General features: G+C 57.6%; 14 protein-coding genes. 9 read left to right on the top strand and 5 right to left on the bottom strand.

From position 1 onward, the window contains the following. Positions 1-64: 64 nt before the first annotated feature. The gene (mrcB, locus tag ACX3P5_RS03150) at positions 65-2,602 is read right to left on the bottom strand and encodes a bifunctional glycosyl transferase/transpeptidase (protein WP_233985260.1); all 2,538 of its coding nucleotides are present in this window, start codon (positions 2,600-2,602) and stop codon (positions 65-67) included. A gap of 98 nt (positions 2,603-2,700) precedes the next feature. After that, positions 2,701-5,184: an ATP-dependent helicase HrpB gene (gene hrpB / locus ACX3P5_RS03145; RefSeq protein WP_458968280.1), complete on the bottom strand. Its 2,484-nt coding sequence runs from the start codon at positions 5,182-5,184 to the stop codon at positions 2,701-2,703. A gap of 36 nt (positions 5,185-5,220) precedes the next feature. Between hrpB and thpR the strand changes: the two genes are divergently transcribed. The 9 genes from thpR to panD all read left to right on the top strand — a co-directional run bounded on the left by thpR (position 5,221) and on the right by panD (position 12,280). Beyond that, entirely contained in the window at positions 5,221-5,748 is a 528-nt protein-coding gene (gene thpR / locus ACX3P5_RS03140) for an RNA 2',3'-cyclic phosphodiesterase (protein ID WP_336755816.1), read from the top strand. A gap of 12 nt (positions 5,749-5,760) precedes the next feature. Beyond that, positions 5,761-6,465, top strand: a complete 705-nt coding sequence (sfsA, locus tag ACX3P5_RS03135; RefSeq protein WP_233985263.1) for a DNA/RNA nuclease SfsA — start codon at positions 5,761-5,763, stop codon at positions 6,463-6,465. Positions 6,466-6,713: 248 nt separating this feature from the next. Beyond that, positions 6,714-7,169, top strand: coding sequence for an RNA polymerase-binding protein DksA (gene dksA, locus ACX3P5_RS03130; protein WP_031375735.1), 456 nt, complete (start codon positions 6,714-6,716; stop codon positions 7,167-7,169). 73 nt (positions 7,170-7,242) lie between these two features. After that, entirely contained in the window at positions 7,243-8,169 is a 927-nt protein-coding gene (gluQRS, locus tag ACX3P5_RS03125; RefSeq protein ID WP_233985264.1) for a tRNA glutamyl-Q(34) synthetase GluQRS, read from the top strand. Positions 8,170-8,208: 39 nt separating this feature from the next. Further along, entirely contained in the window at positions 8,209-9,627 is a 1,419-nt protein-coding gene (gene pcnB, locus ACX3P5_RS03120; protein ID WP_233988221.1) for a polynucleotide adenylyltransferase PcnB, read from the top strand. Beyond that, on the top strand, positions 9,624-10,109 hold the full coding sequence (gene folK, locus ACX3P5_RS03115) for a 2-amino-4-hydroxy-6-hydroxymethyldihydropteridine diphosphokinase (RefSeq protein WP_233985265.1): 486 nt from the start codon (positions 9,624-9,626) through the stop codon (positions 10,107-10,109). The genes pcnB and folK overlap by 4 nt, the downstream gene beginning before the upstream one ends. Before the next feature lie 83 nt (positions 10,110-10,192). Then, on the top strand, positions 10,193-10,987 hold the full coding sequence (panB, locus tag ACX3P5_RS03110) for a 3-methyl-2-oxobutanoate hydroxymethyltransferase (protein ID WP_458968279.1): 795 nt from the start codon (positions 10,193-10,195) through the stop codon (positions 10,985-10,987). Positions 10,988-11,002: 15 nt separating this feature from the next. After that, positions 11,003-11,857: a pantoate--beta-alanine ligase gene (gene panC / locus ACX3P5_RS03105; RefSeq protein ID WP_233985267.1), complete on the top strand. Its 855-nt coding sequence runs from the start codon at positions 11,003-11,005 to the stop codon at positions 11,855-11,857. Between the two features lie 42 nt (positions 11,858-11,899). Next, positions 11,900-12,280, top strand: a complete 381-nt coding sequence (gene panD, locus ACX3P5_RS03100) for an aspartate 1-decarboxylase (RefSeq protein ID WP_031375740.1) — start codon at positions 11,900-11,902, stop codon at positions 12,278-12,280. Between the two features lie 57 nt (positions 12,281-12,337). Here the strand turns inward: panD and ACX3P5_RS03095 are convergent, their stop codons facing one another. The 3 genes from ACX3P5_RS03095 to ACX3P5_RS03085 all read right to left on the bottom strand — a co-directional run bounded on the left by ACX3P5_RS03095 (position 12,338) and on the right by ACX3P5_RS03085 (position 15,463). Further along, positions 12,338-13,351 (bottom strand): acyltransferase family protein, encoded by a 1,014-nt coding sequence (locus ACX3P5_RS03095; protein ID WP_233985268.1) that lies wholly within the window; start codon positions 13,349-13,351, stop codon positions 12,338-12,340. 418 nt (positions 13,352-13,769) lie between these two features. After that, positions 13,770-14,540, bottom strand: a complete 771-nt coding sequence (locus tag ACX3P5_RS03090; RefSeq protein ID WP_089561393.1) for an ABC transporter permease — start codon at positions 14,538-14,540, stop codon at positions 13,770-13,772. After that, positions 14,537-15,463: an ABC transporter ATP-binding protein gene (locus ACX3P5_RS03085; RefSeq protein ID WP_031375742.1), complete on the bottom strand. Its 927-nt coding sequence runs from the start codon at positions 15,461-15,463 to the stop codon at positions 14,537-14,539. Before ACX3P5_RS03085 ends, ACX3P5_RS03090 begins: the two co-directional genes overlap by 4 nt. Positions 15,464-15,492 lie beyond the last annotated feature (29 nt).

Genomic DNA, 15,492 nt, shown 5'->3' with positions numbered 1-15,492 from the left:
AACCGGTATTGATCAGGCACAAAAAAAGGGCGCCGAAGCGCCCTTTTTAACCAGTCTGGTGAAATTATTTACCAAACATATCTTTTATCCATCCCGCTACGCCGTCGCTGTCTTTCTGCTCCTGCGGTTGCTGAGCTGGTTGTTGCTGTTGCTGCTGCTGTTGTTGCTGTTGCTGATCAAACAGCTGTTGCTGCTGCTGGACCTGTTGCTGCTGCTGCTGACACAGCGCATTCGGGTCCAGCGCCCAGACCGGCAGTGAACGCCAGGTGCTGCTGCCACTGCCGCAGACAAAGTTGCCAGCCGAGTCGATGTTCATCAGTGATACATCTTCCGGTGGCGTCAGCTGCAACGGCATCGGTGCCTGGTTGTCAAGGTAGCGGCGATAGAGCTGCATCGCCCCGCTGGCGCCATAGAGTTTGGTCGGCTGGTTGTTGTCACGACCGACCCAGGTAATCGCCACTTCTTTACCATCGATACCGGCAAACCAGCTGTCGACCAGATCGTTGGTGGTTCCGGTCTTGCCCGCCAGGTGGGCATTCGGGAAACGCGCCCCCAGCGCACGCGCCGTACCGTGATCCGCCACCTGCTGCATGGTGTAGAGCGTCAGATAGGCCGCCTGAGCTGGCTCAACGCGCTGCGCCTGCGGATAGCTCTGATAGAGCACGCTGCCATCTTCCGCAATCACCGAGCGCACCGCCGACAGCGAAGCGCGGTTGCCGCCGCTGGCGATCGACTGGAACGCCTGCGCCACTTCAACCGGCGTCAGGTTCAACGCGCCCAGTAACATCGCGGGCACCGGATGCAGCTGATCTTTCGGCACGCCCAGCTTGTTCCAGGTATCAACCACCGCATCCAGACCCAGCGTCATCCCCAGATTCACCGTAGGCACGTTCATCGAGTTGGTCAGCGCATCCACCAGCATCACTTTGCCGCTGAAGCGACGGTCGTCGTTCATCGGTTTCCAGACGCTGCCGTTGGGCTGCTTCAGCGCAATCGGCTCATCGGCGATCCAGCTGTTCAGGCGATAGCTGTTCGGCTGACTCAGCGCGGTGAGATAGGTCGCCGGTTTGGCCAGTGAACCGATCGAGCGGCGCGCCTGCAGCGCACGGTTGTAACCGGCATACTGCGGATCGGCACCGCCGACCATGGCGCGCACTTCACCACTGAAGCGGTCAACCACCACCATCGCAGTTTCCAGATCTTTCAGGCCACGCTGTTTTTTCAGCGTGGGAATGCCGTCGATCACCGCTTTTTCCGCCGCATCCTGCGAGACCGGATCGAGGGTGGTGAAGATCTTCACGCCGGAGAGATCTTTCACCTTGTCGCCGAGCTTCGCCTGCAGTTCATTACGCACCATCTGCATAAAGGCTGGCTGCGGCGTAATCACCCCGCCTTTCGGCTGCACGCCCAGCGGACGCGCCGACAGCATGTCATACAGCTCCTGGTCGATCACTTTCTGCTGCTGCAACAGGCGCAGCACCAGATTGCGGCGTTCCAGCGCCAGTTTCGGGTTACGCCACGGGTTATAGAGTGACGCGCCTTTCACCATGCCGACCAGCATCGCCTGTTGATCCAGACTCAGCTCATCAACCGGGCGACCAAAGTAGTAGAGACTGGCCAGCGGGAAGCCGCGAATCTGATCGCTGCCAGCCTGACCGAGATACACCTCGTTCAGGTAGAGTTCCAGAATGCGGTCTTTGCTGTAGCGCGCATCCATGATCACCGCCATGTAGGCTTCACGCGCTTTACGCCACAGCGAACGCTCGTTGGTGAGGAACAGGTTTTTTACCAGCTGCTGGGTCAGCGTACTGCCGCCCTGCACCGCTTTCCCGGCCGTGATGTTGGCGAGGAAAGCGCGACCAATCGAATAGGGGCTGATGCCGTCATGTTCGTAGAAGTGGCGATCCTCGGTGGCAATCAGCGTATCGACCAGCAGATCCGGGAAACCGGCGCGCGGTACGAACAGACGCTGTTCACCGTTCGGCGATTGCAGCATGGTGATCAGTCGCGGATCGAGGCGGAAAAAGCCAAAATCGCGGCCGGTATCGAGGTTTTTAATCTCGCTCAGCTCATCTTTGCTGAAGCTCATCCGTGCGTGGATCTGCCCCTCTTTACTGTCGGGGAAATCGAACGGGCGACGCAGCAGATCAATGGTGTTGCCTTTGACCGAAAACTCGCCAGGCCGGGTGATGCGTGACACCTCGCGGTATTGCGTCCCTTCCAGCAGCGCGACCATTTCACTTTTGTTGTAGGCCATCCCCGGTTCAAGGCTGACCATACGGCCATAAACGGTGGCGGGCAGTTGCCACACTTTACCGTCTATCCGGCTGCGAATTTCCGAGTCGAGGTAGACGCCCCACGCGGCCATGACCACCACAAACACCAGGAACAGCTTAATTAACCATCCCAGCCAACGGCGTTTGCCGCGCGGCGGTTTTCCACCTTTACCTTTACGTGGCACCGGCGCTTCCTCCTCGTCATCATTAAAATCGTCCTGATCGATATCCTGTTCGATATCCCTGCGGCGTCCCCGGCGCGCGCTGCTGCGCGGCGGCAACGGTTTACCTTTGCGCCCAATAGGTTCGCGATCGTTCCCAGACATTGCTTTTATTCTCCAGGCATAGCTTACGGCTGCGCCGCTACTCTAACTGCTTTCTGGCGTTCCGCATGGCAGAACCCTCTGAATTCGATCCAGCGGTCTCAACCCTGCGGGGACATTTTTTTGGTGCGCCTTGTTGGCAAGGCGGTGGCCGGATCGTCTGGCCAGGGATGTTTAGGATAGCGTCCTTTCATCTCTTTGCGGACCTCCGGGTACGCGCCGCGCCAGAACGCCGCCAGGTCACGGGTAATCTGTAACGGGCGCTGCGCCGGTGATAACAGCTCCAGCACCAGCGGCACCCGACCTTCCGCAACGGCAGGATTGGTGGCTTCGCCAAACATCTCCTGAATCCGCACCGCCAGCGCCGGTGGCTTGTCTGCATCATAGCGGATCGGCAGCCGGCTTCCGGTCGGCACAGTGTAATGAGTTGGCAGCGCACTATCCAGCCGCTGACGTTGTGACCATGTGAGTAAATGTAATAGCGCGTTGACAAGGTCTACCGATTGCAGCGTTTTCAGATCGCGCACGGCGGACATCTGCGGCAATAGCCACTGCGGGAGGCTGTCGAGCAGCGCGGCGTCATCCACCGCCGGCCACGCCTCTTCCGGCAACCACTGTGCGGCACACTGGATGCGCAGCCGCAGCTGCTCCGCCTGCGGCGTCCAGCCCAATACCGCCAGACCTTTTTCGGCGATCCAGCGCAGCATCGCTGCGTGCAGCACCGCCGGTTCCGGGCGGGCCAGCGGCTGGGTTTTCAGCACCAGCGCGCCAATCTGCTCACGCCGGAAAGCGCGCAGCGTGCCTTTCTCCTCATCCCATTCCACTTCGGTCCGGCGTTCAATCAGCGCTGGCTGCTGCTGACACAGCGCCTCAATATCGACCGGCAGCGCCAGTAGCATTCGTGCGTCCGGCGTGGCGCTGACCTGCAACAGCGCCGGGGCGATCAGCCACGCGTTGCGGGTCAGCCCATCCTGCTGATCCAGCCGGGCGCCCAGTCCATTGGCCAGCTGATAACGGCCGCTCTCGTCGCGCCGTCGCGCCAGTCGATCGCCAAATCCTGCCGCCAGCAAGCTGGCGAAGCGATCCTCATCCACCCGACCGCCGCTGACCTTGATCCGTCGCTGCCACTGCTGCGCCCGACGCAGCCACTGCGGTTGCGGCCGGTGCAGCGCATCACGCAGATCGGCACCGCCGCTGCGCGGCGGATCTTCCAGAATCGCCACCAGCAGCGCCGCGCTGGCGACCGCATCAGCATCCTGCCCGGCGGCGCACAGCATCGCCGCCAGCCGGGGATCGCAGCCCAGCGCGGCCATCCGCCGTCCCTGCGGATTGAGCAGTCCATGATTGTCCAGCGCGCCGAGGCGGGTTAACTGTTGCTGCGCCGCTGCCAGATGTCTGGCCGGCGGCAGATCAAGCCACTGCAGCTGTTGCGGCTGGGTACAGCCCCACTGCAGCAGATCGAGCCACAGTGAGGAGAGATCGCTGTGCAGGATTTCCGCTTCGCTCTGTGCCGCCGCGCGTGACGCCTGCTCCTGCGGCAGCAGATGCAGGCAGATGCCCGGCATTAAACGTCCGGCACGTCCGGCGCGCTGGGTCATCGAGGCCTGACTGATGCGCTGAGTCTGCAGACGCGTCACGCCGCTGCGGGCATCAAACAGCGCACTGCGTTCCAGCGCACTGTCGACCACCAGCCGAATCCCCTCAATGGTCAGGCTGGTCTCGGCGATATTGGTGGCGAGCACCACTTTGCGTCTTCCCTGTTCGGCGGGCAGAATCGCCCGACGCTGTGCCGCCAGCGGCAGTGCGCCATACAGCGGCGTCAGGTCGACGTCGTCACTGATGCGTGATTCCAGCTCGCGCTTAACCCGTTCGATTTCCGCCACGCCAGGCAAAAACAGCAGCAACGAGCCCTGCTCATCACGCAGCAGCTGCGCCACTTCACGCGCCACAGCCTCTTCAAAACGTACGTTAGCGTTCAGTGAGGCGTAGCGCCGTTCAACCGGGTAGCTGCGCCCTTCTGAGACGATCAGTGGCGCATCCGGCAGCAGCGCCGCCAGCCGGGCGTTGTCCAGCGTGGCGGACATCAGCATAATCTTCAGGTCATCGCGCAGTCCCTGCTGGACATCCAGCAGCAGCGCCAGCGCCAGATCGGCCTGCAGGCTGCGCTCGTGGAACTCATCGAGGATCACCAGCGCAACCCCGTCCAGCATCGGATCGTGCTGTAACATCCGGGTCAGCATTCCTTCGGTCACCACCTCCAGCCGGGTCTGTGGCCCGACGCAGCTTTCGCCGCGCATCCGGAACCCGACCGTGGCACCCGGCTGTTCGCCCAGCTGCTCCGCCAGCCGCTGCGCCACGTTGCGCGCCGCCAGCCGTCGCGGCTCCAGCATAATGATCCGGCCTGGCAACTCCGCCTGCTGCAACAGCTGTAGCGGCAGCCAGGTTGATTTGCCTGCGCCGGTCGGTGCCGCCAGCAGGATTTGTGAGGCGCGGCTCAGCGCTGCCAGAATGTCAGGCAGCACCGCGCTGACCGGTAAATCGCTCACAGCAAACTCCGCTTCTGCCTGTGCTAAGATGGCGCGCATTGTAGCATTCATCCGTGATATTTGCCGGAGAGCGCCATGGCGACACAACGCTTATTTTTTGCCCTCAGCCTGCCCGACGCGATGCAGCAACAGCTGGTGCGCTGGCGGGCCGATACCTTTCCCGCCGAGGCGGGCCGACCGGTCGCCGCCGCCAATCTGCACCTGACGCTGGCGTTTCTCGGTGAGGTGACGCCAGAGACCGCGCAGCGGCTGCAAACCCTGGCATCGCGCATTGTGCAGCCGGCGTTTGATCTCGATCTGGATGATGCCGGTCACTGGCCGCGTCCCGGCGTGGTGTGGCTCGGCTGCCAGCGCGCGCCGCGCGGTCTGTTGCAACTGGCCAGCCTGTTGCGGGCGCAGGCCGCCCGGCACGGCTGTCACCAGAGTCCGCAGCCGTTTCATCCGCACATTACCCTGTTGCGCCATGCAACCCAGCCGGTGGCCCTGCCGCCACGCGGCTTTCACTGGCGCTTTCGCGTCAGCCAGTTTTCTCTGTTCGCCTCCGACTACGTGCAGGGCCGGACCCGCTATCGCGCGCTGGCCAGCTGGCCGTTACAGCCTTAATCCAGGAACCTTATGCACTTCTCTCCCCCCCTCAAACCTGCCCGTTTGATCGCCCGTTACAAACGCTTTCTGGCCGATGTTGAGACGCCGGAGGGTGAAATCCTGACCATCCACTGCGCCAATACCGGCGCCATGACCGGTTGTGCCACGCCTGGCGATCGGGTCTGGTACTCCACCTCAGACAGTCTGACGCGAAAATACCCGCACAGCTGGGAGCTGACCGAAACGCAACAGGGCCACTGGATCTGCGTCAATACGCTGCGCGCCAATCAACTGGTGGCTGAAGCGCTCGATCAGCAACGGCTGCCCGAACTGGCCGGTTATTCGCAGCGACAGGCCGAAGTGAGATATGGCAGTGAAAAAAGCAGAATTGATTTTCTGCTCAAGGCGCAGGACCGACGCAACTGCTATATTGAGGTGAAATCCGTAACCCTTTTACATGAAGGAAAAGGTTATTTTCCGGATGCGGTGACGGTTCGGGGACAGAAACATCTGCGCGAGCTGGCTATGGTCGCGGCAGAAGGTCATCGGGCCGTTTTGTTGTTTGCCGTTCTGCACTCGGGGATTGAGGACGTTTCCCCGGCGCGTCACATTGACGTGGCTTACGCAGAGCAACTGGTCCAGGCGCAGCGGGAAGGCGTGGAGGTTTTAGCGTATCGGGCGGACTTATCCGCAGCGGGCATGTTTCTTAAAACGCCGCTGAACGTAACCTTGTAATATCTTTTGCAATTTTATGTGGTAAGAATGTTCTGAGCTAAGGCCCAATTACGCTGTTCCTCACAGGCTTGTCAAGGTGTGTTCACGAATAATTGCCAACCCTGACTGCTTCTGTTATTTATAGCGGCCTGTTTTTTTCCCCAATGGGGGATCGATGTACCCCGTAGATGTCAAACAGCAGGCTAGCAGCAACGCACCTGCAAGACGAAAGTCGAAGGGTATAGTGCGTGTTATCCAGGAGAAACAACATGCAAGAAGGGCAAAACCGTAAAACATCGTCCCTGAGTATTCTCGCCATCGCTGGGGTGGAGCCTTATCAGGAGAAGCCGGGCGAAGAGTATATGAACGACGCGCAGCTGACCCATTTTCGCAAGATTCTGGAAGCCTGGCGTAATCAATTGCGGGACGAGGTCGATCGCACCGTATCGCACATGCAGGATGAAGCTGCTAACTTCCCCGACCCGGTTGACCGTGCCGCGCAGGAAGAGGAGTTCAGCCTGGAGCTGCGTAACCGCGATCGCGAACGTAAACTGATTAAAAAGATCGAGAAAACACTGAAGAAAGTTGAAGATGACGACTTCGGTTATTGCGATTCCTGTGGCGTTGAGATTGGTATTCGCCGTCTCGAAGCACGTCCTACTGCCGATCTTTGCATCGACTGTAAGACGTTAGCAGAAATTCGTGAGAAACAAATGGCCGGCTAATGCCGCGTCCAGCACGTTGCCACGCAGTGGAACAACAACCGTTTTTTCCGCTGCGTGGTCACGTTTACTGCCTATGACCACCTCCTGTATTGGCCGCTTCGCCCCTTCCCCGTCTGGTGAACTTCACTTTGGCTCGCTGATTGCTGCATTAGGCAGCTACCTGAGTGCGCGTGCGCAGCAGGGTCTCTGGCGAGTGCGAATTGAAGATATCGATCCGCCGCGTGAAGTCCCGGGCGCAGCAACCCGCATCCTGCATCAGCTGGAGCACTACGGTTTAACCTGGGATGGTGAGGTTCTGTGGCAGTCACAGCGCCACGATGCCTACCGCGAGGCGCTGGCCTGGCTACAGCAGCATCGACAGAGTTACTTCTGTACCTGCACCCGTCGCCGCATTCAGCAGATTGGCGGCTTTTATGATGGCTACTGCCGCGATCGGCAGCGCGGGCCGGAGAATGCGGCGCTGCGCCTGCGGCAGCACAACCCGGTACTGGCGTTTGACGATCGGTTACGCGGCAACGTGCAGGTGGACCCACGACTGGCGCAGGAAGATTTTATCATTCACCGCCGCGATGGGCTGTTTGCCTATAACCTGGCGGTGGTGGTTGACGATCATTTCCAGGGCATTACAGAAGTAGTGCGCGGCGCGGACCTGATTGAGCCCACGGTACGGCAGATTGCGCTCTATCAGCAGTTTGGCTGGCCGCAGCCCGATTATCTGCATCTGCCACTGGCGCTGAATCACGATGGCAATAAGTTATCGAAGCAGAACCATGCGCCGTCCTTGCCCGATGGCGATGCGCGACCGCTGTTGGTTGCGGCGTTACGCTTCCTCGGCCAACCTGTTTCCAGCGGCTGGCAGGACTTAACGCAGGACAAACTGCTGTCTGAGGCGGTGTCGCAGTGGAATATCGCTTTGATGCCCCATGACAACGCCCTGAAACCGGATGCAGAGACAACAGCATTCTCAAATCGTTCTCAACAGGCTATGATTAGCCGCTGATTTTACCTACACCCTTTTACGCCACTGTCGAGGTGTCCCATTTTTACCCGAGTAGCTAATTTTTGCCGGAAAGTCCTGAAGCGTGATGAAGAGGAAGCCCCTGCAGAGGTTGAACCAGAGCGTCTTATGACCATCATTCCTCGTGAAAGCCACACCATCTCACGCAAAGACATCAGCGAAAATGCCCTCAAAGTGCTCTATCGCCTGAATAAAGCCGGTTATGAAGCCTATCTGGTAGGCGGTGGCGTGCGCGATTTGCTGCTGGGGCAAAAACCCAAGGATTTCGATGTCACGACCAACGCCACGCCAGAGCAGATGCGCAAGCTGTTCCGCAACTGTCGCCTGGTGGGTCGCCGTTTTCGTCTGGCGCACGTGATGTTTGGTCCGGAAGTGATCGAAGTTGCGACCTTCCGCGGTCATCATCAGGTGGAAGAGAGCGAGGACGATCGCAACAATTCGCAGCGCGCCCAGAGCGGTATGCTGCTGCGCGATAACATCTTCGGTACTATCGAAGATGATGCCCAGCGCCGCGATCTCACCATCAACAGTCTTTACTACAGCGTCGCCGATTTCAGCGTGCGCGACTATGTCGGCGGCCTGAACGACCTGCAACAGGGCATCATTCGCCTGATTGGCGATCCGGAAACCCGCTATCGCGAAGATCCGGTGCGGATGCTGCGCGTAGCGCGCTTTGCCGCCAAGCTCAATATGAGCATTGCGCCGGAAACGGCCGAGCCGATCCCGCGTCTGGCGTCGCTGCTGCGTGATATTCCGCCTGCGCGCCTGTTCGAAGAGTCGCTGAAGCTGCTGCAGGCGGGTTACGGTTACAGTACCTACCTCAAGCTGTGTGAATATCAGCTGTTCCAGCCGCTGTTCCCGACGCTGGCGCGCAACTTCACCGAGCAGAGTGACAGCCTGATGGAGAAGATGCTGGCACAGGTGCTGAAAAACACCGATAACCGCATCCATAACGACATGCGCGTTAATCCGGCCTTCCTGTTCGCCGCCATGTTCTGGTATCCGCAGCTCGAAACCGCGGAGCGCATTGCGCAGGAGAGCGGCCTGACCTATTTCGAAGCCTTTGCGATGGCGATGAACGATACGCTGGATGAAGCCTGCCGCGCGCTGGCGATCCCGAAACGGATTACCTCGCTGATTCGTGATATCTGGCTGCTGCAGTTACGCATGTCGCGTCGCCACGGTAAACGCGCCTGGAAGCTGATGGAGCATCCTAAGTTCCGTGCCGCCTATGACCTGCTGGCCCTGCGCGCGGAAGTAGAGAACAACCCGGAACTGCTGCGCCTGAGCCAGTGGTGGGGAGAGTTTCAGGTGGCGGCTCCGCCCCATCAGAAAAACATGCTGAACAACCTGGGTGACGATCCGGCGCCGCGTCATAAATCGCGCCGTCCACGCCGTCGTCCATCAGCTCCGCGTCGCGACAATCAAAACGCCTCATGACCCGGGTTTACCTGGCATTAGGCAGTAATCTTGCCGATCCGCTGCATCAGGTTGATGCAGCGCTGACCGCACTGGATGCGTTGCCGCACACGCAACGCATTGCCACCTCCCCGTTCTACCGCACGCCACCTTATGGCCCACCCGATCAGCCTGATTTCCTCAACGCCGCCGTGGCGCTGGAGACCTCACTGAGTGCGGACGCGTTGCTGGATCATACCCAGCAGATTGAACGCGAACATGGCCGGGTCCGCAAGGCGGAACGCTGGGGCCCGCGCACGCTGGATATTGATGTGATGCTGTTTGGCGAAGCGGTGATTAACAGCGATCGGCTGATCGTCCCGCATTATGACCTGCTGAACCGCGCCTTTATGCTGGTGCCGCTGCTGGCGATTGCCCCTGACGCCACGCTGCCGGATGGCCGGGCGCTGAGCGCTATTCTGGCAACGCTCGATAGCCGCGATATCCGTCTCTGGCACGCCTGAGCACACAATCTCACTTCTTCGATTCCGCTCCTGAACGCTATCCAGTAAACTGCGCCCATCAGAATTTCTGAGTAGAGAGCGCCATGAAACCCACCACAATGTCACATCTGCGTCAGTGGAAAGCCGACGGCAAAAAATTTGCCACGCTGACCGCCTACGATTTCAGTTTTGCCCGCCTGTTTGCCGATGAAGGCATTCAGGTGATGCTGGTTGGTGATTCCCTTGGCATGACGGTACAGGGTCACGATTCCACCCTGCCGGTCACGGTCAGCGATATCGCCTATCACACTGCCGCCGTACGGCGCGGCGCGCCTCAGGCGCTGCTGCTCGCCGATTTGCCGTTTATGAGTTACGCCACGCCACAGCAGACCTTCGACAACGCCGCTCAGCTGATGCGTGCCGGAGCCAACATGGTGAAGCTGGAAGGCGGAAGCTGGCTGGCAGAGACGGTGCGGATGCTGACCGAGCGTGCCGTGCCGGTTTGCGGTCACCTCGGACTGACGCCGCAGTCGGTCAATATCTTTGGCGGTTATAAGGTGCAGGGCCGCGATGAAGCGGGCGCAGAGCAGCTGGTGAAAGATGCGCTGGCGCTGGAAGCGGCAGGTGTGCAACTGATGGTGCTGGAGTGCGTACCGGTTTCGCTGGCTCAGCGCGTGACCGCTGCGCTCTCTATTCCGGTGATCGGCATTGGTGCCGGTAACGTCACCGATGGACAGATCCTGGTGATGCACGATGCGCTGGGCGTGACCGGTGGCCATATTCCCAAATTTGCCAAAAACTTTCTGGCCGCGACCGGTGATATCCGCGCCGCGATTCGCCACTATATCGCCGACGTCGAAGCCGGAATCTATCCGGCGGCAGAGCACAGTTTCCAGTAATTCAGGAGAGTCACCGTGTTGATCATTGAAACGCTGCCCATGCTGCGCCGGGAAGTGCGTCGCTGGCGGCAGCAAGCTAAGCGCATTGCGCTGGTACCGACGATGGGCAACCTGCATGAAGGCCATTTAACGCTGGTGGATGAAGCGCGTGCGCGCGGCGATATCGTGATTGTTTCGATCTTCGTCAACCCGATGCAGTTTGATCGTCCTGACGATCTGGCGCGCTATCCACGTACTCTGCAGGAAGATTGTGAGAAGCTGAATCGTCATCAGGTTGATGTGGTGTTTGCCCCGTCGCCGGCTGAAGTCTACCCGCACGGCCTGAAGAATCAGACCTTTGTTGAAGTCCCGGTGCTCTCTTCTCTGCTGGAGGGCGAGACGCGTCCCGGCCATTTTCGCGGCGTGGCGACCATTGTCAGCAAGCTGTTTAACCTGGTGCAGCCGGACATTGCCTGTTTCGGTGAAAAGGATTTTCAGCAGCTGGCTATCATTCGCAAGATGGTGGCGGATATGGGCTTCGACATTGAGATTGTCGGCGTGCCAACGGTGCGCGCCAAAGATGGCCTGGCGCTGAGTTCGCGCAATGGCTACTTAACCGCTGACGAACGTAAGCTGGCACCTGCGCTAAGTCAGGTTATGAATCAGATGGCGGCGCGGCTGGCTGACGGCGAACGCCACATTGAAGAGATTATTGAACAGGCGAATCAGACGCTGCTGGAGCGGGGATTGCGCCCGGATGGTTTGGCCATCTGCGACGCGGAAACGCTGCAACCCCTGACGGTTGATAGCCAGCGCGCCGTGGTGCTGATGGCGGCCTGGCTGGGTAATGCCCGTTTAATCGATAATCAAACTGTGGACCTGACGCAGTAAGCTGCAGGTCATTTTATTCCTCGTCTGACAAGGTTTCTGGCTATGATCCGTACCGTTCTACAAGGCAAATTGCACCGCGTGAAGGTGACACAGGCGGACCTCAACTATGAAGGTTCCTGTGCCATCGATCAGGACTTTCTCGATGCGTCCGGCATTCTGCAATATGAAGCGATTGATATTTATAACGTCACCAACGGCCAGCGCTTTTCTACCTACGCCATCGCCGCTGAACGGGGTTCAAAAATCATCTCGGTCAACGGCGCAGCAGCGCGTTGCGCCTGTGAAGGCGACATTCTGATTATCTGTTCTTACGTGCAGGTCGAGGATGCAGAAGCGCGCCAATGGCAGCCTAAAGTGGCCTATTTTGAAGGCGATAACCAGATGAAGCGGCTGGCTAAAGCTGTCCCCGTCCAGGTTGCCTGACCTAAAAAGGGGCGCCGATCGACCATCGGCGCCCCTCTTTTCACTTCATCCGCCGTGTTACACCGGTTTAGTGGCGAGCGTTTTAGACGGTTTTTTCATGGTAAACAGGAAGTTGAACCAGCCACGTTTCCTGAGCAGACACAGCGTCCACGGCAGCGCCAGCGCCACCAGAAAGGCCGATATAAATTTCAGATCGTTGACCCAGGCTGACGGGCTTTCAAACTTCACCATCTTGCTGAAGAACTGAATCGCCAGATAGTGCGACAGGTAAAAGACGATAGAATTGACCCCGATATAGTAGACCAGCCCCGACTTTAACTTCAGCGCAATCCAGACAAAAAACGGTACTGACAACAGCGCCAGCGGCGACAGTAACGCCGGGGAGTGGGTTTCCAGCATAAAGATATTTAAGCAGGAGAGCAGCACAAAGCTCAGCAGTGAAAGAATGAGCGTCGGCCCATGCTGCACCTTATCAGCGATATCAACCTGTTTTCTGACGATGTAATCACCCAGGTAGAAGAAGACGAACAGATAGAACGCCTTATTGACGTGGGTATTATCAAAGCTGGCAAAGACGCTGTCAGGATCGATCGCCGGTAATCCCCAGCTCAGCCCCATGCAGACCGCGAATACCAGCAGGAACGGCAGGTGACGGGCAAAAATAATCACCACGAAGAAAATAAACAGCGACTGCAGGAACCAGGTCATATCTCCCCCGCCCGTCAGGTGGGAAAGAATAATATTCAGCGGTGATTGCGGGGTATTGGCCATTGAGCTGAAGACGATCTTTAACCCGCCATAAATAATCACCCAGACCACGAACGGATAGAGAATACTGCGGATCTTATTATTAAAAAAAGGACCCAGCCCTTTTCTGAGGCCCGCATCAACAAATAAGCCTGAAACGAAAAACATCAGTCCTAGTCGAACGGGTGCAAGCATTTCATTTAACAGGTTACTGAAGACGGTAAAGTGTCCGGCATTATTATGTACGGCGATGGTGCTATGCAAAAAAATGATGGCGAGAATACTTAATCCCCGCAGATTATCGATCCACGTAATACGATTCATCTTTTCCTGCCTTGTATTTAATAGTGGCCCTGATTGCAGACCATTTTCTTATTGAATACTCAACATTCCCACTTTCTGTCCGTGAGCAGAGGAACAACGTTAATCTGGCGATATCCTGATCACTATTGTACAAATAAACAACAGTCAGCATTTAATCCAATTCCTAAAAAAATTTAAGATTTTTAAAATCATGATGATATAAATTAAAAAGAAATTATTATCAGATAATACTCAAGGTTATCAGCCAGTAGCCGGAATCAGTTCTGCCGCAGCGGAAAGCTAATAATGAAGGGGGAATTTATGATGTCACTAAAACGTTAAACTTAATACTATCAACCAGATTAAGGCGGATGATTTCCAGGCGGACAAAAAAAAGCCACGCTGTTATCACCGCGTGGCTTTAATTTTATTTTATTGATCAGGTACGTAATCCGCGCCCGCGCTGAATCAGGGTATAGACTAGCCCGTAGAACACCACGATAAAGGCGATCAATACCGACAGCGTAAATACCAGCGGCACGTCGTTAATGCCGAGAAAGCCGAAACGGAAGCCGCTGATCATATAAACAATCGGATTCAGTTTTGAAACGGCCTGCCAGAATGGAGGCAGCAGCGTCAGGGAATAGAACACCCCACCGAGGTAGGTTAACGGCGTCAGCACAAACGTCGGGATCAGGCTGATATCATCAAAGGTTCGGGCAAACACCGCATTCAGCAGACCGGCCAGCGAAAACAGCACGGCGGTCAGCAGCAGCGTCACCGCCACCATCGTCCAGGAGTGGACATGGAACGGCACAAAGAACAGCGAAATGGCGGTGACCAGAATGCCGACGCAGACGCCACGAGCCACGCCGCCGCCCACGTAACCGGCAATGATAATGTGGGTTGGCACTGGCGCCACCAGCAGCTCTTCAATATTGCGCTGAAACTTGGCGCTGAAGAACGATGAGGCCACGTTCGCGTAGGCATTGGTGATCACCGCCATCATGATCAGACCCGGCACGATAAACTGCATATAGCTGAAACCGTGCATCTCACCAATCCGGGAGCCGATCAGGTTACCGAAGATGATGAAGTAAAGCGTCATGGTGATCACCGGCGGCACCAGCGTCTGGATCCAGATGCGGGCGAAACGGTTAATCTCTTTGGCCCAGATGCTCTTCAGCGCCACCCAGTACAAATGTGTCATGCTTTTGCTCCTGTTTTTCCCTGCGTCAGGCCGACGAACAACTCTTCCAGACGGTTGGCTTTGTTACGCATACTCAGCACCTGCACGCCCTGCGCACTGAGCTGGCTGAACACGCTGTTAAGGCCCTGCTCGCGCAACACTTCCACTTCCAGCGTCGAGGTATCCACCAGACGGTACTGAAACCCTTCCAGCGTCGGTAATGGGCTGCGCGGTGCCAGATCGAGAATAAAAGTTTCCGATTTGAGTTTGGAAAGCAGTTCTTTCATCGAGGTGTTCTCGACCAGTTCCCCGCTCTGGATAATGCCGATATTGCGGCACAGCATCTCGGCCTCTTCCAGATAGTGAGTAGTGAGAATAATGGTAGTGCCTTTGGCATTGAGATCTTTCAGGAACACCCACATTGAGCGGCGCAGTTCAATATCAACACCAGCAGTCGGCTCATCGAGGATCAGCAGCTTAGGTTCGTGCATCAGCGCCCGGGCGATCATCAGACGGCGCTTCATGCCACCGGAGAGCATCCGCGCGCGTTCGCTGCGTTTGCCCCACAGATCGAGCTGTTTCAGGTACTTTTCTGCCCTTTCATTGGCTTCGCGGCGTTCAACGCCGTAGTAACCCGCCTGGTTGACGACGATTTGCATCACCGTCTCAAACGGGTTGAAGTTAAATTCCTGCGGCACCAGGCCGAGCTGACGTTTGGCGTTGACCACATCTTTTTCCAGATCGTAGCCAAACACCCGGACGCTGCCGTCAGATTTGTTCACCAGCGAGCTGATAATGCCGATGGTGGTCGATTTACCGGCGCCGTTCGGTCCCAGCAGTGCATAAAAATCACCGGCTTCAACATTAAGATCGATACCCTTCAGCGCCTGCACGCCGCCGGGATAGGTCTTGGTCAGCCGGGAAAGTTCCAGTGCATATGTCATTCCGAATCCATACCCTGTATTGATGGCAA

The sequence above is a fragment of the Pantoea sp. S-LA4 genome, assembly GCF_054482835.1.
Note: the sequence above shows the minus strand (reverse complement) of the source record. Positions and strands in the feature narration are given on the sequence as shown.